20 protein-coding genes are annotated in these 21,519 nt (G+C 63.5%); 7 read left to right on the top strand and 13 right to left on the bottom strand.

Translation table 11 applies throughout. The annotated features are described in order from the left end of the window. Nucleotides 1–2 precede the first annotated feature (2 nt). Both H7692_RS06470 and H7692_RS06465 read left to right on the top strand, forming a co-directional pair. Entirely contained in the window at nucleotides 3–1,793 is a 1,791-nt protein-coding gene (locus H7692_RS06470) for an SLC13 family permease (RefSeq protein WP_201926923.1), read from the top strand. Nucleotides 1,794–1,935: 142 nt separating this feature from the next. Next, on the top strand, nucleotides 1,936–3,171 hold the full coding sequence (locus tag H7692_RS06465; RefSeq protein ID WP_222135603.1) for a dicarboxylate/amino acid:cation symporter: 1,236 nt from the start codon (nucleotides 1,936–1,938) through the stop codon (nucleotides 3,169–3,171). A gap of 12 nt (nucleotides 3,172–3,183) precedes the next feature. Here H7692_RS06465 and H7692_RS06460 read toward each other — a convergent pair whose 3' ends face one another. Further along, on the bottom strand, nucleotides 3,184–4,068 hold the full coding sequence (locus tag H7692_RS06460) for a hypothetical protein (RefSeq protein ID WP_222135604.1): 885 nt from the start codon (nucleotides 4,066–4,068) through the stop codon (nucleotides 3,184–3,186). Nucleotides 4,069–4,242: 174 nt separating this feature from the next. On the opposite strand from H7692_RS06460, the gene H7692_RS06455 reads away from it, so the two are divergent. Next, nucleotides 4,243–5,634, top strand: coding sequence for a cytochrome P450 (locus H7692_RS06455; protein WP_222135605.1), 1,392 nt, complete (start codon nucleotides 4,243–4,245; stop codon nucleotides 5,632–5,634). A 37-nt stretch (nucleotides 5,635–5,671) separates the two neighbouring features. Further along, the gene (locus H7692_RS06450; RefSeq protein WP_227339931.1) at nucleotides 5,672–6,388 is read left to right on the top strand and encodes an extensin family protein; all 717 of its coding nucleotides are present in this window, start codon (nucleotides 5,672–5,674) and stop codon (nucleotides 6,386–6,388) included. Nucleotide 6,389: 1 nt separating this feature from the next. Here the strand turns inward: H7692_RS06450 and H7692_RS06445 are convergent, their stop codons facing one another. The 12 genes from H7692_RS06445 to H7692_RS06390 form a co-directional block, all read right to left on the bottom strand. Continuing rightward, a complete protein-coding gene (locus H7692_RS06445) occupies nucleotides 6,390–6,749 on the bottom strand; it encodes a HesB/IscA family protein (protein WP_222136352.1) in 360 nt (119 codons plus the stop codon). 115 nt (nucleotides 6,750–6,864) lie between these two features. Next, complete coding sequence (locus tag H7692_RS06440; protein ID WP_201926912.1) at nucleotides 6,865–7,335, bottom strand: SUF system Fe-S cluster assembly protein; 471 nt, start codon at nucleotides 7,333–7,335, stop codon at nucleotides 6,865–6,867. Then, nucleotides 7,332–8,534: an aminotransferase class V-fold PLP-dependent enzyme gene (locus tag H7692_RS06435; RefSeq protein ID WP_222136353.1), complete on the bottom strand. Its 1,203-nt coding sequence runs from the start codon at nucleotides 8,532–8,534 to the stop codon at nucleotides 7,332–7,334. The genes H7692_RS06440 and H7692_RS06435 overlap by 4 nt, the downstream gene beginning before the upstream one ends. Nucleotides 8,535–8,572: 38 nt before the next feature. Continuing rightward, nucleotides 8,573–9,301: a SufD family Fe-S cluster assembly protein gene (locus H7692_RS06430; RefSeq protein WP_222135607.1), complete on the bottom strand. Its 729-nt coding sequence runs from the start codon at nucleotides 9,299–9,301 to the stop codon at nucleotides 8,573–8,575. Next, on the bottom strand, nucleotides 9,298–9,609 hold the full coding sequence (locus H7692_RS06425; RefSeq protein WP_222135608.1) for a hypothetical protein: 312 nt from the start codon (nucleotides 9,607–9,609) through the stop codon (nucleotides 9,298–9,300). Before H7692_RS06425 ends, H7692_RS06430 begins: the two co-directional genes overlap by 4 nt. A gap of 109 nt (nucleotides 9,610–9,718) precedes the next feature. Further along, nucleotides 9,719–10,552, bottom strand: coding sequence for a Fe-S cluster assembly ATPase SufC (sufC, locus tag H7692_RS06420; RefSeq protein ID WP_201926904.1), 834 nt, complete (start codon nucleotides 10,550–10,552; stop codon nucleotides 9,719–9,721). 126 nt (nucleotides 10,553–10,678) lie between these two features. Continuing rightward, nucleotides 10,679–11,122 carry a hypothetical protein gene (locus H7692_RS06415; protein ID WP_201926903.1) on the bottom strand — a complete coding sequence of 148 codons (444 nt, stop codon included), beginning with the start codon at nucleotides 11,120–11,122 and terminating at the stop codon, nucleotides 10,679–10,681. 41 nt (nucleotides 11,123–11,163) lie between these two features. Next, nucleotides 11,164–11,682, bottom strand: a complete 519-nt coding sequence (locus H7692_RS06410; RefSeq protein ID WP_201926901.1) for an endonuclease domain-containing protein — start codon at nucleotides 11,680–11,682, stop codon at nucleotides 11,164–11,166. After that, nucleotides 11,679–13,166 (bottom strand): Fe-S cluster assembly protein SufB, encoded by a 1,488-nt coding sequence (sufB, locus tag H7692_RS06405; protein ID WP_222135609.1) that lies wholly within the window; start codon nucleotides 13,164–13,166, stop codon nucleotides 11,679–11,681. The genes H7692_RS06410 and sufB overlap by 4 nt, the downstream gene beginning before the upstream one ends. A 4-nt stretch (nucleotides 13,167–13,170) precedes the next feature. Continuing rightward, the gene (locus H7692_RS06400; protein ID WP_227339930.1) at nucleotides 13,171–13,662 is read right to left on the bottom strand and encodes an RrF2 family transcriptional regulator; all 492 of its coding nucleotides are present in this window, start codon (nucleotides 13,660–13,662) and stop codon (nucleotides 13,171–13,173) included. Between the two features lie 302 nt (nucleotides 13,663–13,964). Continuing rightward, nucleotides 13,965–14,852, bottom strand: a complete 888-nt coding sequence (locus H7692_RS06395; RefSeq protein WP_201926897.1) for an AraC family transcriptional regulator — start codon at nucleotides 14,850–14,852, stop codon at nucleotides 13,965–13,967. 93 nt (nucleotides 14,853–14,945) lie between these two features. Next, nucleotides 14,946–16,679 (bottom strand): DUF885 domain-containing protein, encoded by a 1,734-nt coding sequence (locus H7692_RS06390; protein ID WP_227340046.1) that lies wholly within the window; start codon nucleotides 16,677–16,679, stop codon nucleotides 14,946–14,948. A gap of 141 nt (nucleotides 16,680–16,820) precedes the next feature. Between H7692_RS06390 and H7692_RS06385 the strand changes: the two genes are divergently transcribed. Genes H7692_RS06385 through H7692_RS06375 form a run of 3 tightly spaced genes read left to right on the top strand, consistent with a single transcriptional unit; the run spans nucleotide 16,821 to nucleotide 21,487 of the window. Then, on the top strand, nucleotides 16,821–17,891 hold the full coding sequence (locus H7692_RS06385) for a quinone-dependent dihydroorotate dehydrogenase (protein WP_201926895.1): 1,071 nt from the start codon (nucleotides 16,821–16,823) through the stop codon (nucleotides 17,889–17,891). 41 nt (nucleotides 17,892–17,932) lie between these two features. Next, complete coding sequence (gene ggt / locus H7692_RS06380) at nucleotides 17,933–19,621, top strand: gamma-glutamyltransferase (RefSeq protein WP_222135610.1); 1,689 nt, start codon at nucleotides 17,933–17,935, stop codon at nucleotides 19,619–19,621. A 60-nt stretch (nucleotides 19,622–19,681) separates the two neighbouring features. Further along, entirely contained in the window at nucleotides 19,682–21,487 is a 1,806-nt protein-coding gene (locus H7692_RS06375; RefSeq protein WP_227339929.1) for an AMP-dependent synthetase/ligase, read from the top strand. Nucleotides 21,488–21,519 lie beyond the last annotated feature (32 nt).

Here is a 21,519-nt window from a genome sequence, read left to right as displayed (position 1 = left end):
GTATGATCGCGGCGGCGCAGGCCTTCATCGCCGATTATCAGGCGATCATCGGCCTTATCGTGCTCGCGCTGATGTTCGTCGGTTTCGTCGTCGAGCGCTTCCCTGCGGCAGTTGTCGCGATCCTTGGCACCTGCACCTTCCTGTTTCTCGGCATTTTGTCGGGCAAGGACCTGTTCTCGGTCTTTTCCAATTCGGCGCCGGTGACGATCGGCGCAATGTTCATCCTGTCGGGTGCGCTGCTGCGTACCGGGACGCTCGATGCGATCGCCAACCGGATTATCGCGCGCGCGCAGCGCCACCCGAAGCTGGCGCTCGCCGAAATGTTCGTCGGCGCCTATTTCGCCTCGGCTTTCCTCAACAACACGCCCGTCGTCGTCGTCATGATCCCGATCATGATGAAGCTTGCGAGCGCGCTGGGGCTGAGCGCGAAACGCTTGCTGATACCGCTCTCCTATGTTGCGATCCTCGGCGGGACGACGACGCTGATCGGCACATCGACGAACCTGCTTGTCGCCGCCGTCGCCGACGAAAACGGCCTCGACCGGTTCGGTATCTTCACCATCACGCCGGTCGGACTTGTCGCGGGCGCCGCGGGTGTGCTCGCGCTGATTCTGATTGCGCGGCACTTCCTTCCCGACGACACGCCGCAACAGATCGCGCTGAGCCAGGACCATCGCAGTTTCCTGTCAGAGGTCCGCATTCTGAAGGGCGGAACGCTCGTCGGGCGCAAGGTCAGCGATGTGCCGTTCGTGAAGCGCGCCACCGTCAAGCTCGTCGGCCTGAAACGTGGCGCGGTGCTGCGCCGGAGCGGGATCGAGAGCGAGCGGCTCGAAGCCGACGACCGGCTCGTGCTTCGGCTCGAGCTGGCCGAACTGCTGTCGATGCGCGCGAACAAGAATATCGCGATCGGCCTGACTGCGGGACATGACGACATCGACCAGGACGATACGGCGATCGTCGAAGCGATGATCGCACCGAGCCATCCCGCCATCGGGCGGCGCCTTGTCGAAATTCCGTTTCTGTCGGCGCTCAAGGTGCGCGTGCTCGGCATTGCCCGCTTTCGCAAGACCCCGGGCCCCGACCTGCCCAATGCGCGCATCCAGGCGATCGACCGCGTGCTCGTCACCGGCCCCGCCGATCAGGTCGGGCAGCTTTATGGCAATCCGCATCTCTATGGTGTCGGGTCGACCAACGAGCGCGAATTTCGGCGCAGCAAGGCCCCGATCGCCATCGGTGCGCTGCTCGGCGTCGTCCTGCTCGCGACATTCAACATCCTCGATATCGGCGTCGCAGCGATCATCGGTGTTGGGCTTATCCTCGTTACGCGCTGTATCGACGCCGACGAGGCGTGGGATTCGATCGACGGCAACGTCCTCGTCCTCATTTTCGCGATGCTTGCGGTGGGGCTCGCGCTCGAAAACTCGGGCAGCGTCGCGATCGTCGTGGGCGAACTCACGCCGCTGCTCCGCAACGTGCCGCCGTGGGGGCTGGTGCTCGCCACCTATGTCATTTCGGTGATGCTGACCGAGATCATCACGAATAACGCAGTTGCGATCCTCGTCACCCCGCTTGCCATCGCCGTCGCGCGCGATCTTGGCGTCGATCCCTATCCGCTCGTCGTCGCGGTGATGTTCGCCGCATCGGCGAGCTTTGCGACGCCGATCGGCTATCAGACAAACACGCTCGTCTATGCGGCGGGCAATTACCGTTTCGTCGATTTCTTCCGCGCGGGCATTCCGCTGACGCTTATCGTCGGGGCGACGACCTGCGTCGCAATAACATTGCTCATCTAGGTCGCAAGCCGTTGTAGCCTACTGGACGTGGTGCGCGAATTGGTGAAAGGGTGCGCCGCGAAAAGCAATGCGCGGGACAGGGGCTGGGCCGCAACGCGGCAACAAAAGCCATAACCGGACGCAGGGAGTGAAAGGATATTATATGGGTTGGTGGTTCCGCATTCCCCTTTGGCAGCGCGTCGTCGGTGCGCTCGTCCTCGGCGTATTGACCGGATTTCTGTGGGGGCCGGAGGCCGCGAGCCTGAAATGGATCGGCGATTTCTTCATCAAAGCGGTGAAGATGCTCGTTGTTCCGCTGATTTTCTTTTCGCTCGTCTCGGGCGTCGCCGCGATCGGCGACCTGCGCAAGCTCGGCAAGGTCGGCGGGCGCGCGATGCTGCTTTTCGTTGTTACCGGTCAAATCGCCGTGTGGCTCGGCCTTGGCCTCGGGACGGTGCTTCAGCCGGGCGTAGGTGTCGATACGAGCGCGATCGAGCGCGGGCCGGTGCCCGAGCCGAACGCGACGGGCTGGACCGACATGATCCTGTCGATCGTTCCCGAAAGCCCGGTGCAGGTGATGGCCGACGTCCAGGTGCTGCCGCTCATCGTCTTTGCGTTGCTGGTCGGCATCGGCATCCTGATGGCGAAGGAGGAAGGCACGCCGGTCGCCAAAATTTTCGACAGTGGCGCAATCATCATGCAGAAGGTCACGATGCTCGTCATGGAGCTGACCCCTTTCGGCGTTTTTGCGCTGATGGCGTGGGTGGCGGGCGTGCTCGGAATGGAGGCGCTCCAGTCGCTCGCGCAGCTCGTCGGGCTCAACTATCTCGGTTGCCTCCTCATCATTTTCGGCCTGTATCCGTTGATGATCCGTCTGCTCGCCAAAGTGCCCGTCATCGGTTTTTTCCGAGGCATGATCGACGCGATGGCCGTCAGCTATTCGACCGCTTCGTCGAACGCGACGCTGCCCGTCACGTTGCGTTGCGCGCAGCGCAACCTTGGCGTGTCGCCGAGCGTGTCGAGCTTCGTCATCTCGCTCGGCGCGACGATCAACATGAACGGCACGGCGATGTATCTGGGGCTCGCGACGCTGTTCGGTGCGCAGATCTTTGGCGTCGACCTGAGCCTCGCCGACTATATCATGATTTCGGTCACCGCGACGCTCGGAGCGATCGGCGCGGCGGGGATACCCGGCGCAGGGCTCATCATGATGGCGCTGGTGTTCGGCAGCGTTGGCGTTCCGCTTGAAACCATCGCCTTTGTCGCGGGCGTCGACCGGATCATGGACATGATGCGCACGACCACCAACGTCACGGGCGACGCAGCGGTCGCGGTGACGGTTGCGTCGATGACCGGCGAACTCAATGTCGAAGAGCTGGTGTCCGCCGACGACGTCTAGCGGGCGCCAAACCTAATCTTCGCGCATCCGGTTGGCCCGGTCGCCGCCGCGCGAGGCGGCGCGGGTCGCGGGTCGCTCGGCGCGTTCCGGCCGTGCGACCGGAGCAGCAGTCGCGCGCGGGGCAGGCGCCCTCGCGGCCTCAGGAACGGGCGCGCGCTGCACGGGGCGTGCGGCAACGGGTTCGCGCCGAGGAGCCGCCGCAGGGGCAGCTTGCCGTGCCGGCGCACGCATGGCCGGTCGGCGAGATGTCACAGGATCGCCGCCGATCGTTTCGCGATACGGACGCGGACGAACGGCGTCGGGATCGCGCGGTGGACGCTGAGAAGGCGTTCCCACGGGCGCTCCCGGCGTATGGGAAGTCGGCGGATGATCGGTGCCACCACCGCGTCCCGGCCGATGTCCGGGGCGACCCTTGCCGTCGCCGTCGCGGTCGCCGCGATTCCAGCCGCCGGGGCGTCCCGGGCGTCCGTCGTGATCTCCGCGACCCGGCCGGTTCCAATTGCCGTCGCCGCGACGCCCATGATGCTTCCACCACGCGCGGCGGCCACCCCAATAGTTCAGATAATGGCCGCGTAGCGGATAGCGGTTGCGATAGCCGTCAAACATCCACAGGCCATAGCCGGGGTAATAATAGCTGTCGTACCAGCCGCCGCCGAAACCGATCTGGACAAAGCCCGATCCATAGTCGCCGCCGTCGTAGCAGTCGTACCCATAGCCATCGTCATAAGCATAGGGATCATAGGCGTCGTAATAGCCGGAGCCATAACGCGTCTCGCACGCATAGCCCGCCGACGCGTAGCTCGCGCCGTTGACGTCGCCATAATAGCAGCCGCCGAGCGCAGCAGTCGCGGCCGCTCCAAGCGCGATCGACAGTGGGCGGCGGAGGACGCTCGACATATCAAATTCCTTTGCTGGCCCGCGCATGCGAGCCGTTCATCATGCGAGCCAGAATATGCGAGTCGAATTGAATTTGCGGTGAACGGTTATGAGGACGGGCAATGCGCTTGCTTGCAACAATGTCAGTAGCGCGATAGGCTGGGATCATCTCCCGTCCTGCCAAGGAGCAGAGTGATGAACGCGCCGTCCAAAAGTTTCTGGTCAGAGACCCGCTTCGGTCCCGAAACGCAGCATTGGCTGCCGCGAACGCCCGACGCCGCGCTCGACCATATCCCGGGCGAGGACGGATTGCCGGTGGTGGGCAATACGCTGGAACAATTGCGCGATTACCGCGCCTTCACGCGGCGGATGGTCGCCAAATATGGCCGCGTCTATCGCAACAATAGCTTCGGCGGGCGCAATGTTGCGCTGCATGGCCCCGAAGCGAACGAGCTGATCATGTTCGACCGCGAGAAGATTTTCTCGTCCGAACAGGGATGGGGGCCGGTGCTCAACCTGCTCTTTCCGCGCGGGCTGATGCTGATGGATTTCGACAAGCACCGCGCCGACCGCAAGATATTGTCGGTCGCCTTCAAGCCCGAACCGATGCGCCATTATGCCGAGGCGCTCAATACGGGCATCAGGGAGCGCGTCGCGCGCTGGAGCGGCAAGCGCATCAGATTCTATCCGGCGATCAAGGAGCTGACGCTCGACCTCGCCGCGACGAGCTTCCTCGGCATCCCTTGGGGTCCCGAAGCTGACCGGGTGAACAAGGCGTTCGTCGACATGGTGCAGGCGTCGATCGGCATCGTGCGGGTGCCGCTGCCCTTCACCGCGATGGGCCGCGGGGCGAAGGGTCGCGCCTATCTCGTCGATTATTTCGGTCGCATGGTACCCGAGCGGCGCGAGGGAACGGGAGAGGACATCTTCAGCCAGATCTGCCGCGCAAAGGACGACGACGGCAATCATATGAGCGTCGAGGCAATCGTCGACCATATGAACTTCCTGATGATGGCGGCGCACGACACGATCACGAGTTCGATCACGACGATGGTGTGGATGCTCGCCAAGCACCCCGAATGGCAGGACCGGTTGCGCGACGAGATGCTGGACGTTGCGCCCGCGGGCGAGGGCGTCGGGCACAATGGCCTCGGCGAGCTCGAGCTCACCGAATGGGCGTTCAAGGAATCGCTCCGCCTCATCCCCCCCGTGCCGAGTTTCCCGCGCCGCGCGCTCAAGGATTTCGAGTTCGGCGGCTATCGCATCCCGGCGGGCACCCCGGTCGGCGTCAGCCCCGCCTTCACGCATATGATGGAGGAGCATTGGCCCGAGCCCGAAAAGTTCGACCCGATGCGCTTCGCCCCCGAACAGGCGCGCGAGCGGCACAAATATGCGTGGGTGCCGTTCGGCGGCGGCGCGCATATGTGCCTGGGGCTGCACTTCGCCTACATGCAGGCGAAGATCTTTTTCCATCACCTGCTGACGACGCACCGCATCGAAGTGGACGAGGGCTATGCCCCCGAGTGGCAGTTGCTTCCGATCCCCCGCCCCAAGGACGGACTGCCGGTGCGGTTCGTGCCGCTCTGAGCTTGCCAGTCGGCGTGTCGGCCCCCAAGTGGCAGGCGTGAAGAGTTTTCGTCCCTATCTCATATGGTTCGGCGTGGCAGTGCTGCTGGCATTCGGGGCGGTGCGCGCGATGCAGTGGGTGCGTGACCATCCCGAGCATAACCCGACTGCGCGCTTCGAGGTCGCGCATCCGCAGGGGTGGGCGACGCACCGCAAACTTGTCGAGCTCGCGAGCGACGATGCCGCCTGCTTCGCGGCGCTCGACCGCGCGGGTGCGGCCTATGAAAGGCGACCGGTGGTCGGCGAGGGGATATGCCGCGCGAGCCAGCGGCTCGTTCTCACGAGCAATCGCTTCGTTCCGACGATGCGCCCCGCCACCGCCGCGCCGGGCTGCTCCGTCACCGCGGCGATGATGCTGTGGACACGCGACGTCGTGCAGCCGCTCGCCATTCGCCATTTCGGCCAGCGCGTCGTCGAGATCGAAAATCTGGGCAGCTATAATTGCCGCAAGATCGCCGGGCGCGAGGCGCAGAGCGAACATTCGACAGCGAATGCGATCGACGTATCAGCCTTCATCCTGTCCGACGGAACGCGCATTTCGTTGATCAACGATTGGGACGATGCCGATATTCGCAGCGAGTTCCTGCGCGCCGTGCGCGACGAATCCTGCGGGCTGTTCAGTACCGTGCTATCGCCCGACTATAATCGCGCGCACGCCGACCATTTTCACCTCGACATGGCGGAACGGATGGCGGGGTGGACGGTGTGCCGTTAGGTTAGACGGTAAAGCTCTCGCCGCAGCCGCACGCGCCCTTGGCGTTCGGATTGTTGAACACGAAACCCGCGGCAAAATCATCCTCGACCCAGTCCATCGTGCTGCCGATCAGGTAGAGCACCGACGCGCCGTCGATGTAGAAAATGCCGCCGGACGTTTCGATCTTTTCGTCGAACTTCGCTTCCTCGGTCACATAGTCCACCGAATAGGCGAGGCCCGAACAGCCGCGGCGCGGGGTCGACAGCTTGACGCCGATCGCGCCTTCGGGGGCAGCGGCCATCAGCTTCGCGATGCGCGCTTCCGCGTTGGCCGTCAGCGTGACGGCGGCGGGGAGGGGGCGGGTTTTCGTTTCAGTCACAATTGGTTCCTTTCCCCGTTCGTGTCGAGCGAAGTCGAGACACCCATCGACGTGGCGTCTGGCCCGAGGGGCATCTCGACATCGCTCGATGCGAATGGAAAATTTTCAAGGGCCTGTTTCACAACATCCCCAGCTCCAGCCGCGCCTCGTCGCTCATATTCTGCGGCGACCAGGGCGGGTCCCAGACGAGGTTCACTTCGGCATCGCCCACGCCCGGCACCGCGCCGACGCGCAGCTCGACCTCGGCGGGCATCGATTCGGCGACGGGGCAATGCGGCGTCGTCAGCGTCATCGTGACAACGACATGCCCCTCGTCGATCTCGACATTATAGATGAGGCCGAGGTCATAGATGTTCACCGGAATCTCGGGGTCGTAAATATCCTTGAGTGCCGCGATCACCGCCTCGTACAGGTCGCCGCCGACGCTGTGCGGATCGACCGCCGCGGGCTTGGCGGCAAGGAAGCCTTCCAGATAGTCGCGCTTGCGTTCGAGCTTTTCGGGCGCACTCTCGACATCGCCGACGCGCGCCTTGGGCGGCGCCTCGACGCTCGTCACTTCTTCAACCTTGATCGCCCGTTCCTCGTTCATTCGAAAATCCTTTCGACGCGCGACAGCCCTTCGATCAGGGCGGCGACATCGTCGTCGTTGCTGTACACGCCAAAGCTCACGCGCGCGGTGGCCGGGACGCCCAGATGCTCCATCAGCGGCTGTGCGCAATGGTGCCCGGCGCGGATCGCGACCCCGCTTTCGTCCAAGATAGTGCCGATGTCGTGCGGATGAACCCCTGCCATCGAGAAGCTGACGATTCCGGCGCTGTTTTCCGGACCATAAAGGGTGATGCTGTTGCGCCGCGCGAGTTGGCTGCGCAAGCTGGCGACAAGCGCACATTCGTGCGCGTGGATCGCGTCGAGCCCGATCGTCTCGACATAATCGACCGCGGCGGCGAGCCCCAGCGCCTCGACGATTGCCGGCGTTCCCGCCTCGAAGCGCGTCGGCGCAGGGGCATAGGTCGTTCTTTCGAAGGTCACGCGGTCGATCATTGACCCGCCGCCCTGCCACGGCGGAAGCGCGTCGAGCTTGTCGCTCCACAGCGCGCCGATGCCGGTCGGCCCATAAAGCTTGTGCCCAGAAAAGACATAATAGTCGCAACCGAGCGCGGAAACATCGACCGGCAGGCGCGGCACCGCCTGACAGCCGTCTATCAGCAATTCGGCACCGACGCGGTGCGCGAGGTTGGCGGCGCGAGTGACGTCGAGCGGGCTGCCGAGCACGTTCGAGACATGCGCGAAGGCGACCATCGTGTGATCAGGGGTGAGCAGCCTTTCGGCGGCATCGAGGTCGATGCAGCCGTCAGAGGTCAGCGGACACACGTCGACCTGCCAGCCTGCAAGCTGCCACGGCACGATATTGCTGTGATGTTCGAGCATCGACAGCAGCACGCGGCCTTTGCGTGGATGCGAATAGGCGACAAGATTGATCGCCTCGGTCGCGCCGCGCACGAAGGCGATCTCGTCCTCCTTCGCGCCGATGAACGCCGCGATGCGCCGCCGCGCCGCCTCATAGGCGAGCGTCATGTCGGCGGAGCGCGCATAGACGCCGCGGTGAACGGTCGCATAATCGCGTCCGATTGCGTTTACCGTCGCGTCGATGACGGCCTGCGGTTTCTGCGCGGTCGCGGCAGTGTCGAGATAGTGCCAGCCGGGGGTGAGGCCGGGGAACTGGTCTCGAATGCCGTTCGGGTCGAGCGAAGTCGAGACACCCCGAAGGCGTGCGTTCTCGATGGGCATCTCGACTTCGCTCGATGCGAACGGGGAAGGGAGGTTGCTCACACCAGCTCTCCCAATTTCGCGAGCGCCAGTTCCTGCAACCGCACCTCATCGTCGGCGCCGTCGAACACGCCCGCGACGAACGCCTGCAGCATCAGCTTCTTCGCTTCGCCCGGCGGCATGCCGCGCGACTGGAGATAATAGAGCGCCATCGGATCGAGCTCGCCGATCGCGCAGCCGTGCGCGCATTTGACGTCGTCGGCGAAGATTTCGAGTTCGGGCTTGGCGTTGGCGGTCGCGCTGCGGTCGAGCAGCATCGCCTTCACATCCTGTTCGCTGTCGGTCTGCTGTGCATCGCGCGCGACCGCGACCTTGCCGAGATAGGTGCCGGTAGCGGTGTCACCGAGCACCGATCGCACAACCTGCCGCGACGTCGCTCCGGGTTCGGCGTGGGTGACGGTGGTGATGATTTCGAGGTTCTGTTCGCCGCCGCCGATCTGCGCCGCACCGAGTGTGAAGTCGGCGCCCTCGTGCAGCGTGATGTTCAGGTCAATGCGGCCATAAGCGCCGCCGATGTTGAGCACGTGCAGCGCCGCAGTCGCGCCCTTGCCGATGCTCATCTCGACCTGATGGATCGCGCCTGCATCCTGTACGATCGCGCGCTTGAAGTCGCCGCCCGCGGGCACGATGATGCTCTCGGGCGCGGGCAGCGGCCATGCGGCGGCGATCGCATCGATATCGCTATAGCGCCAGGCTTCGTCGCGGCGGGTGGGGAGGGTGGTCATCATTTCTTCTTTCGCGCTTCTTTGCGGATCTGCGCGATCAACTTTGGTTTGCTTGCCGCAACGCACTGGTTGATCGTCTGATCGTCACTTGCGCCCTTTTGCACGCATCTGGTCACCGCGCGGCATAAACGGTCATCAAGCCGGGCAAGACCCGTGCTGCCGCTGAGGCTGCAATGATAGCGCCCCTTGTCATCGCGACCGACGCTGGCCGAAATCTCATCCAGGCGGCGCGCGATCACGACGATCTCTTCCTCGGTCGGAACGGGCTCGGTCACTTGTGCCATCGCCAAAAGAGCCAGCGACAAGATCACTGCGCTTCTCCCCACACCTCGTCATGCCGGACCTGATCCGGGGGCCACGCGGTCATGGATGCCGGATCAAGTCCGGCATGACGAGGAAAGGAAAGGCGGGTGCGATTGTTCACGCCGCAATCTCCGCATAACCGTGCGCTTCCAATTCCCGCGCCAGCTCCGGCCCGCCTGACTTGACGATGCGGCCGCCTGCGAGGACGTGGACGAAATCGGGCTCAACATAATCGAGCAGGCGCTGATAATGGGTGATCAGCAGCACCGCCTTGTCGGGTGCGCGCATGATGCTGTTGATCCCGTCGCCGACGGTGCGCAGCGCGTCGATGTCGAGGCCCGAGTCCGTCTCGTCGAGGATCGCAAGGCGGGGGTCGAGGATCCCCATCTGCACCATCTCGTTGCGCTTCTTCTCGCCGCCCGAAAAGCCGACGTTCACGGGGCGCTTGAGCATGTCCATGTCCATCTTGAGCAGCCCCGCCTTCTCGCGCGCGAGCTTCAGGAACTCGCCGCCCGACAGCGGTTCCTCGCCGCGCGCCTTGCGCTGCGCGTTGAGGCTCTCGCGCAGGAACTGGACGTTCGACACGCCGGGAATCTCGACCGGATATTGGAAGCCGAGGAACAGGCCGGCGGCGGCGCGTTCATGCGGTTCGAGGGCGAGGAGGTCGATGGCTTCCCCATCATCGTCACCCCGGACTTGATCCGGGGTCCATTCCGGCGCCGCAGCCGTGGATGCCGGATCAAGTCCGGCATGACGAGGAGGGGTGAACATCACCGAGCCATCGGTGACCTCATACCCCGGCCGCCCGCCGAGCACATAGGACAAAGTCGACTTGCCCGCGCCATTCGGCCCCATGATCGCATGAATCTCGCCCGCATTGATGCTGAGCGACAGGCCCTTGAGGATCGGCTTGTCGGCGACGGTGGCGTGGAGGTTTTCAATTTTGAGCATTAGTCTTTCCCAGGGCTTGCGCGGCGGACCGTTGTCCGCGCGGTCCTAGCGGGGTCGGGTCTGCCGGGGATTATTGGAATTGTGCTGGCAGTGGTCCACAAATCGCGGAGCTGGAGGGTTTCGCGGTCAGTCATGGGGTGGCACCAATTCATTGGTGATTGCCCGAGCCATTCTGTCAAATTCATCGCCGCGACCGTTCAGCCGGGCGGTGGCGTAGGTAAACCACAGCCCCGCGACCTGACGAAAGCGTTCAAGAACCACTCGTTGGTTCTCTGAATCGCCGTATATTCTTTGTTTCGACAGATATTTACCCGCTTTAAGGTCCGCCGCGTGTCGCTTTTCTGTGCAACGGGAGCGCGCTGAATGCATAGCTTCAATTGCTACTTTCCCCTCCTCAGTGCCGAAGCGATCATCGGCACTAAGGTGGTTGTAATAACATATAAAATAAGGGTAATAGATTTTATTGATCGTCTCGAGATGAAGCGCATGAACTTGGTTTTCAGGCTTTCGGGAATAGTCGTAAACACTATCGCCCTTGCCGTCTCTGGGGCGGGTAGTAATCGCTGGCATAGGTTGGGCGAGAATTATTAGAGTGGTGGCTAACGTCACTATCATCCCGCACTCCCCTCAAGGCTGATGCCCAGCAGTTTCTGCGCCTCAACCCTCTTAAGCCCCTCCCCTTTAGGGGAGGGGTTGGGGTGGGGGCCATCGGCCTTGCGTAAGGCTTCTGAAATGAACGTCAAAACGCCGTCCATGTTGGACATCACATCATGGTTCGTAACGCGGATGGTGCGATAGCCTTGCTCCGACAGCGCCTTATCGCGAGCGCGATCCACCAACTCTTCATGCGTGTCGCCATCGACTTCGATAATCAGCTTTGCCGACGCACAAACGAAATCTGCAATGAACCACCCGACCACCTGCTGACGCCGGAACTTGTGTCCATCCAACTGTCCGTTCGACAAACTCCGCCACAGGCGTTTTTCCGGCTCGGTCGGGTTGTTGCGCATCTGGCGCGCGCGAGACTGCAACTCGGCGATGTCCAAGGCCGATAGACCCCACCCCCGGCCCCTCCCCTGAAGGGGAGGGGTGTTGAGTTGCTTCGCCTGATCGCGAAGGGTCCAGTTCATCCGACCGACCCCTCCAACGAAATCCCCAGCAGTTTCTGCGCCTCAACCGCAAACTCCATCGGCAATTGCTGCAGCACTTCCTTCGCAAAGCCGTTGACGATCAGCGCCACCGCTTCCTCCGCATCCAGCCCGCGCTGCATGGCATAGAAAAGCTGGTCGTCGCTGATCTTGCTCGTCGTCGCTTCATGCTCGACGGTGGCGCTCGGGTTGCGGACTTCGATGTACGGTACGGTGTGCGCGCCGCTGAGCGAGCCCAGCAGCAGGCTGTCGCACTGGGTGAAGTTGCGCACGCCCTCCGCGTTCGGTGCCACGCGCACCAGCCCGCGATAGGTGTTGTTCGACTTGCCCGCGCTGATCCCCTTCGACACGATGGTCGAGCGGGTGCGCTTGCCGTTGTGGATCATCTTGGTGCCGGTGTCGGCCTGCTGGTAATTGTTGGTGACCGCGACCGAATAAAATTCGCCGACGCTGTCGTCGCCGTTGAGCACACAGCTCGGATATTTCCAGGTGATCGCGCTGCCGGTTTCCACCTGCGTCCACGACACCTTGCTGCGCTTGCCCTGGCACAGCGCGCGCTTGGTCACGAAATTATAGATGCCGCCAAGGCCCTCGGCATTGCCCGGATACCAGTTCTGGACGGTCGAATATTTGATCTCGGCATCGTCGAGCGCGACCAGTTCGACCACCGCGGCGTGGAGCTGATTCTCGTCGCGCATCGGCGCGGTGCAACCTTCGAGGTAGCTGACGTAAGCGCCCTTGTCGGCGACGATCAGCGTCCGCTCGAACTGCCCTGTATTTTCGGCATTGATGCGGAAATAGGTGCTGAGCTCCATCGGACAGCGCACGCCCTCCGGCACATAAACAAACGTCCCGTCCGAAAAGACCGCGCAGTTCAATGTCGCGAAATAATTGTCGTGCATCGGCACGACCTTGCCGAGCCACTTCTTCACAAGCTCGGGATATTCGCGGATCGCTTCCGAAATCGACAGGAAGATCACGCCCGCGCGCTTCAGCTCTTCGCGAAAGGTCGTCGCGACGCTGACGCTGTCGAACACCGCGTCGACTGCGACCTTGCGCGCGCCCTCGACGCCCGCGAGCACCTTCTGCTCCTCGATGGGGATGCCGAGCTTTCTATAAACCTCGAGAATTTCGGGATCGACCTCGTCGAGGCTCGACAGCTTCGGCTTGGGTTTCGGCGCCGCATAATAATAGGCGTCCTGATAGTCGATCGGCGGCACGTTGAGCTTCGCCCAGTCGGGCGTCTCCATCGTCAACCAATGGCGAAACGCCTTCAGCCGCCAGTCGAGCATCCATTCGGGTTCGTTCTTCTTGGCCGAGATGAAGCGGACCGTATCCTCGGTCAGCCCCTTGGGCGCGAAGTCGGTCTCGATCGCCGAGGACCAGCCATGCTCATAATCGGCGACCTTTGCGGCGGCATCGTGGGCGGCCTGGTCCTTGACGGGGGTTTCGGGTGTGTCGGTCATAATATCAACTCGTCGCCCCCGCGAAAGCGGAGGCCGCAGGAGGGTTTAAAATGTCGTCGCCACGCGGTTCGACAGCGGTCCCGGCCTTCGCGGGGGCGGCGGCCAGGCTCGCGAGGCTTATCTCCGCCAACGCTCCACGCACCGCGCCGTTCACCACGCCCCAGTGCGGCTGCACCTTGCAACTGCCTTCGAGCGCGCAGTCGTGGCGGCCTTCGTCGACGCAGCTCGTCAACGCGATCGGTCCTTCGACCGCCTCGATAATCTCGGCTACGTTGATCGCTGCCGCGGGCCGCGCGAGGCGCACGCCGCCGCCGCTGCCGCGCGATGCGACGAGCAGGCCGGCGCGCGCGAGGCCGCTCACCAGCTTTTGCGCGGTCGGCCCCGGGATTCCCGTCTGCTCGGCGAGCATCGCGGCGTGGATGGGCACCGACCCGCACTGGCGGGCGGCGGCGCTCATCAGCACGACGGCATAATCGGCAAGGTTGGACAGGCGCATGGGTGCGTCGGGTGCCTCATATCGTCCGCACTCTGCGAACGATTCTTAAGTGGAGTAAATCGTTCCACTTATATAGGCGCGGCGTTCGCGCGGTGCAAGCAAGGCAAAATTGGGTGCAGGCAAAAAAAGGCACCCGTCCGGCCGGGGCCAAACGAGTGCCGAGATGAAGGTCTCAGTCCTCGTCAGAGGAAGAGCTCTTCTGGGTCGCGAGGCCCGATTATGCCTTGCCAGTGATTCGCGATTGTATGGAAACGCCAAATCGACATGACGATTGAAATTAGATGCTTAACAGGCCCGAACTGTCACGTGTCTGAAACAATCGGACTCACTTTTCCCGCAAGATTCTTGCGTCCCTTGGCCGTCGCCTCGGTATAGCGTGACGGGCGTGCGAGCTGTCCCGGCGTCGCGCCGGCAAAGCGCTTGATCTCGCGGATCAGGTGCGACTGGTCGTAAAAGGCGTCGCCGAGCTTCGCCGAAGCCAGGTCCTCGCCGCGCGCGAGAGCCGATGCCGCGCGAACCGCGCGATATTTGCGCGCGAGCATGCGCGGCGACAGGCCGTAATAATGCTTGGTCATCCGCTCGACCGACCGGATCGACATGCCGGTCGCTTCGACCAGTTCGGGGACTTGCGGCGACGCCGATTCGGTCAGCCACTTGTCGACGGTGCGGATGAACCACAGCGGCGCCGGCTCGCCCGGCTTCATGATCTCGCGCACGATATTGTTTGCGATCACGAGCCGATCCTCGACGCTCGTTGCTTCGATTAGCGCGCCGACCGCATCGTCGATCCAGCCGCCGAACAGATCGGCGGCGTCGATCGCCCGGTCGGTCAACTTTTCGGCTTCGTCGCCCATCAGCGCGGCCCAGCCGGCGGGCATGATGCCAAAGCCATAGAGGGCGGTCGGCCCGCGCGCGATCGCACGAACGCTGCCGCTAGTCGGGCCGATAATCGTAGCGCGCGCGGCCGGAAAACGGTGACCGCCGGGAAAGACATATTCGCCGTCGGGCTTGGTCATGATGCGGAACTGCGGCCGGTCGGCGCGCTCATATTCGTCGAACAGCGGCATATCGAGCCGCGCGAAATAAAAGCTCGACACCATGTCGGTCAGGTCGGGATCGGGCGCAAAATAGTGCAGCTCAAATGGCTGGCTGGTGTCCGCACCGTCCGGCGGAGGTAACTGGTCAGGCATTCATGACGACCCCCGGCAACATTATTGCTGCCTTGTTGATGCCTCTATAATTTTCAATTCACCCCCGCGCGTCAAGGCGCAATCCGATTCTTGTTAACCTTTTTGCTTGGCAATCCACCTGTCGACGCGCCGATCCAGTATGTCGAGCGGAACCGGTCCCGATTCGAGCACAACCTCGTGAAATGTCCGATAATCGAAACGGTCGCCGAGCGCCGCCTGCGCCCGTCCGCGCAATTCCATGATCTTGAGCTTGCCGATCAGATAGGCGGTCGCCTGGCCCGGATAGACGATGTAGCGCTCGATCGCCTTTTCGATGTCGCCGTCAGGGTTCGGCGTGTTCTCCTTGAGATAGGCGATCGCCTGTTCGCGGCTCCAGCGCTTGTCGTGGATGCCGGTATCGACGACCAGGCGGCACGCGCGCCACAGCTCCATACCGAGGCGGCCGAAATCGCTGTAGGGATCGGTGTAGAAACCCATGTCCTTGCCCAGCTCTTCCGAATAGAGGCCCCAGCCTTCGGTATAGGCGGTCACGCCGCCGAAGCGGCGGAAGGGTGGCAGCTCCTCAAGCTCGGTCTGCACCGCGCGTTGGAGATGGTGCCCCGGAACCCCCTCGTGATAGGCGAGGGCTTCGAGCTCGGTCTTCGACATGTCGCGCAGGTCGTACAGATTCACATAATAGGTGCCGGGGCGCGATCCGTCGGGCGAAGGCGATTGATAAAAGGCTTTGCCCGCCGATTTCTCGCGAAACGCCTCGACCGCCTTCACTTGGAGCGCAGCCTTGGGGAGCGTGAGGAAGAATTGCGGAAGCCGCGCCTCCATCGCCTTCACCCGCGCATCGACGTCGGCCAGATAGGCTTCGCGCGTTTCGTGGAAATATTGCGGGCTGGTGCGCAGATGCTCGAAAAATTGCTGGAGCGTCCCCTTGAACCCGACCTTGGCCATGATCGCGCGCATCTCGCCATGGATGCGCGCGACTTCGGAAAGGCCGAGGTTGTGGATTTGCTCCGCGGTCATGTCGGTCGTGGTGTAATTGGCGAGCAACGCTTCATAATAAGCCTTGCCGTCCGGCAGCCTCCAGACGCCGTCGTCGGTCGGTGCCACGGCCTGCTGACGCTTCATCTCGGCGAGCAAGCGGTCGTAGGCCGGACCGGCGCTTTCGACCCAGGCCGCCTTTGCCGCCGCAATCAGCCGCGCCTTTTCGGCGTCGGCGACCGTCAGCTTGCCGACCTTTGCGGCGAAATCGTCGAGCACCGCATTGTCGGGCCGGTTGATGTTGCCAATGTCCGAAATGACATAGGGATAGACCCATTTGGGCGGTTGCACGCCAGCGGCGGCGCGCTTCGCCGATTCGGCCGTCTGGATGTCGAGCCACGGTCCGAGCCCGCGAATGCGCTCGACATAAGCTTCGGCCTCCGCCGGGTCGGCGACGCGGTGGATATTGATCAGGAAGGCGGGGCCGCTGCTCTGCGCGCCGTTCATCTGGTCGAAGATGTAGCCGTGGTTGCGATAGGGAAACAGCCGGTCGGCGCGCGCCGCCGCTGCGAGGAACAGTTCGTGCGAAAGTGCATCGTCGGGTGAAAGGCGTTGCGGATCGAAGCCGTCGCGCAGCGCGGCCGCCGTTGCCTGACGCAACGAATGATTGGCGATTTCAGCCTCTTCGCTCGGGTCGTCCCATCGGCCATAGTCGGCGTCGCGAATCCCGCGATACGCCTTGTCGATGGGCGACAGCGACAATTGGGCTTCGTCATATTTGCGGAAAAATTCGCCGAGGTCGGCACCTGCGGGCACCGGGTCGGACGCTGCCTGCGGCTGTTGTTCGGCGGCCATCGGCGCACAGCCGACGAGGGCAAATGCGGCGAGCGCGGTCGATGTCAGGACGATTTTGCGAAGCGGCGACACATTTTTCTCCCGGTTTTCCTGTTGTCTGCAGGCTTGCCATAGCGCCCGGTCGCGCGCAATGGCGGGGCCATGTCGCTCTTTGCTTCGCTCACCGACGCCGCCTATGCGCTCGTGCGCCCGGTCGTCCACGCCACCGACGGCGAGGCCGCCCATAATCTGACTCTCAACGCGCTGCAGCCACTCCCGCGAGCGCGCCACGCGCTGACCAGTCCCGCGCTCGCAACGCACTTTGCGGGGATCGAGTTCCCGAATCCCGTCGGCCTTGCTCCGGGCTTCGACAAGGATGCACGCGTCGCGCATGCGATGCCGCATTTCGGCTTCGGCTTTGTCGAAGTGGGCACGCTCACCCCGCTGCCGCAGGAGGGCAATCCTCGCCCTCGGCTGTTCCGGCTTGTCGAGGACGGTGCCGTTATCAATCGCATGGGTTTCAACAATGGCGGGCAGGCGAAGGCGACCGAACGCATCGCTTGCCTGCGCCGCTTCGGCCTTCCGGTTCCGCTAGGCATCAACATCGGCGCGAACAAGGACAGCGCCGACCGCGTTGCCGATTATGCAAAGGGCACGGCGGCGATGGCGCCGCTCGCCGATTATCTGACGGTTAATATCAGTTCACCCAACACGCCCGGGCTTCGCGCGCTTCAGGACAAGGGTGCGCTCGAGGCGCTTCTCGACGCCGTCGCGGCGGCGCAGCAGACGGGTGTTGCCGTACCGGTGTTGCTGAAGGTCGCACCCGACCTCGAGTCCGCCGACATCGACGATATCGTCAAGGTCGCGCTCGACAAAGGGATCGCCGCTGTCATCGTTGCGAACACCACGATTACGCGCCCGCCGCTGGCGTCGCCTCACGCCGGAGAGGCAGGGGGGCTTTCGGGCGCGCCGCTCGCTGCGTTGGCGCTTCAGCGGCTCAAGGATTTCCGGGCGGCGAGCGGCGGATCGCTGTCGCTCGTGGCCGCCGGGGGCATCGGGTCCGCCGAGCAGGCGTGGGAGCGCATTCGCGCGGGTGCCGGACTGGTGCAGATATATTCGGCCATGGTCTATTCGGGACCCGGTCTCGCAAGTCGGATTGCGAAAGGGCTTGAAGCACTCGCCGCGCGCGATGGTTTCGCCCGGGTAAGTGACGCGGTGGGCATCGATCACTGACAGGGTTGCGCGGGCGCGGGCGCCGCGCCAATGTCGCGCGCATGATCAAACGATTCCTCGGCTTTATCCTCGCCCTTTTTATCCTTCCCTCGCTGGCCTTCGCACAGGGGGTCTCCTCATCGGCCGACCCGCGCGCGACCGAAGCTGGGCGACAGATTTTGCAGCAAGGCGGCTCGGCTGCCGACGCCGCGGTCGCGATGGTCGCGGTGCTCACGCTCGTCGAGCCGCAATCGAGCGGCATCGGCGGCGGGGGCTTCCTCGTCTATCATGATGAAAGAGCGGGAAATATTACCACCATTGACGGGCGCGAGCGAGCGCCCGCCGCTGCCAAGCCCGAACGTTTCCTGGGCGCGGACGGCAAGCCGCGCGGCTATATGGATGTCATTCCCGGCGGACTGTCGGTAGGCGTACCCGGCAACGTCCGACTGATGGAGATGGCGCATCGCAAATGGGGGCGGCTGGGTTGGGACGCACTGCTCCAGCCCGCAATTCGCCTTGCCGAAGAGGGGTTCGAGGTTACCCCCGTGCTCCACAATTGGCTCGTCCGTTTCGAGCCCTTGTGGAAGGATTTTCCTGCGGCGCGGGCCATATATTATGTCGATGGCAAGCCTGCACCCGTCGGCACGCGCATTCGCAATCCGGCCTATGCCGCCTTGCTGCGCGACATGGCCACGCGCGGGCCCGACGCCTTTTACAGCGGCGCGAACGCGCGCGCGATTATCGACGCCGTCGCGACCGCCCCGCGCAACCCAGCGACAATCACCGCGAAGGACCTCGCCGCCTACCGGGCCGACGAACGTCCCGCGGTCTGCACCACCTATCGCGTTTACAAGCTTTGCGGCATGGGCCCACCCTCCTCGGGCGCGACGACCGTGTTCGGTATCCTCGGCATGCTCGAAGGTTGGGACATGAAGGCGATGGGCAAGGACAATCCGATGAGCTGGCACCTGCTCGCCGAAGCGATGCAACTCGCCTATGCCGATCGCGAACTCTATCTCGGCGATGCCGATTTCGTCGAGGTGCCGGTCGCCGGCCTGCTCGACAAATCCTATTTGGCCGAGCGCCGCCGCCGTATTTCGCCTTTCGGACCGGCCGAGGACTATCCCGCCGGAACCCCGCCCGGCGCACCGGCGCGGACCGCGTCGGGGCCGGTCGCCGAAAATGGTACGACGCACTTCGTCGTGGTCGATCGCGACGGCAATGTCGCCTCGATGACGTCGACAGTCGAAAGCATTTTCGGAAGCCACCTCATTGCCAACGGCTTTGTACTCAACAACGAACTCACCGATTTCGACCTCAGCCCCGAAAAGGCAGGGGCGCCTGCGGCCAACCGTGTCCAGCCGGGCAAGCGCCCGCTCTCGTCCATGTCGCCGACGATCGTCTACGGTCCCGACGGCAAGCCTGTTCTCGCCGTTGGCTCGGCGGGGGGCAAGCGCATCATCATGCATGTGACCAAGACGCTGATCGGAGTGCTCGACTGGGGGCTCAGCGCCGAGGATGCAATCGCGCTTCCAAACCTGTATTTCGGTCGCGACGGCGTTCTCATCGAGGACAATGAGGCCGGTAGGGCGATTGCGGCGAAAATCGCGCCCTTCGGATACAGCTTTTCGCCCACCGATCTCGGATCGAAACTCAATGCGGCCGAACGCGTCGACGGTCATTGGCGCGGCGCCGCCGATCCGCGCGGTCCGGGAACATCGGCGGTCGACGACGCCCCGCCGCAGGGCTAATCAGATACGATAAGACGGCTGCACAGGCCGACGCCCATACCTCCCCGGGAGAGCAGAGGAATGAAGCTGGAGAATCCACATCTCGACCATTTTCCGAGTCTGGTCGCGATGTTCTTTGACCGTGCGGAAAAGGGAGGCGATTCGCCCTTTCTGTGGCGCAAGGCCGATCGCGCGTGGCAGGCGCTGAGCTGGAACGAGGTTGCGAACCAGGTTGCGGCGCTCGCGCACAACCTGCGCAAGCTCGGGCTGAAAGAAGGCGACCGCGTCGTGCTGGTCAGCGAAAACCGCCCCGAATTCTGCATCGCCGATCTGGGAATCATGGCGGCGGGATGCGTCACCGTCCCGACCTACACGACCAACACCGAGCGCGATCACCAGCATATCCTCGACAACAGCGGCGCGCGCGCGGTCATCGTGTCAACCGCGAAACTTGCGCGCGTCCTGATGCCAGCGGTGATGCGGTCCGATGCAAAGCTGGTTATCAGCATGGAGCCGCTGCGCGTCGGGCAGCAGGGCGATGTCGAGATTTGCGACTGGGCGCCCCTCGTCACCGACGGCGCGACCTATGTCGAAGAAACCAAGGCGCGCGGCCTTGGCGTCAAGCGCGACGACCTTGCCTGCCTCATCTACACCAGCGGCACCGGCGGCGCGCCGCGCGGGGTGATGCAGCATCACGGCGCCATCCTGCACAATGCGGCCGGCGCCGCCGAGGTGCTGGTCAATGATTTCGGGATTGGGGAGGAAGAGGTGTTCCTGTCCTTCCTGCCCTTGAGCCACGCCTATGAACATTCGGGCGGGCAATTCCTCCCGATCATGGTCGGCGCGCAAATCTATTACAGCGAGGGGCTCGAAAAGCTCGTCGCCAATATCGAGGAGACGCGCCCGACGATCATGGTGGTCGTCCCCCGGCTGTTCGAGGTGATCCGCGCGCGGATGATCAAGGCGCTCGAAAAGCAGGGCAAGCTGGCCAATTGGATGCTCGCGCAGGCGCTGCGCGTCGGCGAAAAGGATTATGAGCGGCGCATGGGGGTGCTCGACCGGCCGGTCGACATGCTGCTCAACCGGCTTTTCCGGCCCAAGATTCAGAAGCGTTTCGGCGGCCGGATGAAGGCGCTCGTCTCAGGCGGCGCACCGCTCAATCCCGAAATCGGCGTGTTTTTCCATTCGATCGGCCTCACGCTGCTACAGGGTTATGGGCAGACCGAGGCGGGGCCGGTGATCAGCTGCAATCGACCGAAAACCGGGCTCAAGATGGACACGGTCGGGCCGCCGCTGATGAACACCGAGGTGCGCATCGCCGACGACGGCGAGATTTGCGTGCGCGGCGAGCTGGTGATGAAGGGCTATTGGCGCAACGAGGCGGAAACGCAGCGTGTGCTGGTCGACGGCTGGCTCCACACGGGCGACATCGGTCATATCGACGAGGCGGGCCGCATCGTCATCACCGACCGCAAGAAGGATCTGATCGTCAACGACAAGGGCGACAATGTATCGCCGCAGCGGGTCGAGGGAATGCTGACGTTGCAGCCCGAAATCCTGCAGGCGATGGTCTATGGCGACAAGCGTCCGCACCTGGTCGGCATCCTGGTGCCCGATCCCGAATGGGCGAGCGAATGGGCCGAGGAACAGGGGCTGCCCAAGGACATGAAGCTGCTGCGCGAGCATGAGAAATTTCGCGCGGCGGTGCGCGCGGCGGTCGACCGCGTCAACGGCCAGCTTTCGGTCATCGAAAAGGTGCGGAAGTTCGACTTTGCCGACGAGCCTTTCACGATCGAGAACGAACAGATGACGCCGTCGATGAAGATCCGCCGCCATGTGCTGCGGCAGGTCTATGAAGAGAAAATCGCGTCGCTCTACAAAGCGTAGGCGTATATCGCAGGCGAGGGTGCGACCCGAAG

This window comes from Sphingopyxis sp. P8, from assembly GCF_020622175.1.
Lineage (GTDB): Bacteria > Pseudomonadota > Alphaproteobacteria > Sphingomonadales > Sphingomonadaceae > Sphingopyxis > Sphingopyxis jiangsuensis.
Note: the sequence above shows the minus strand (reverse complement) of the source record. Positions and strands in the feature narration are given on the sequence as shown.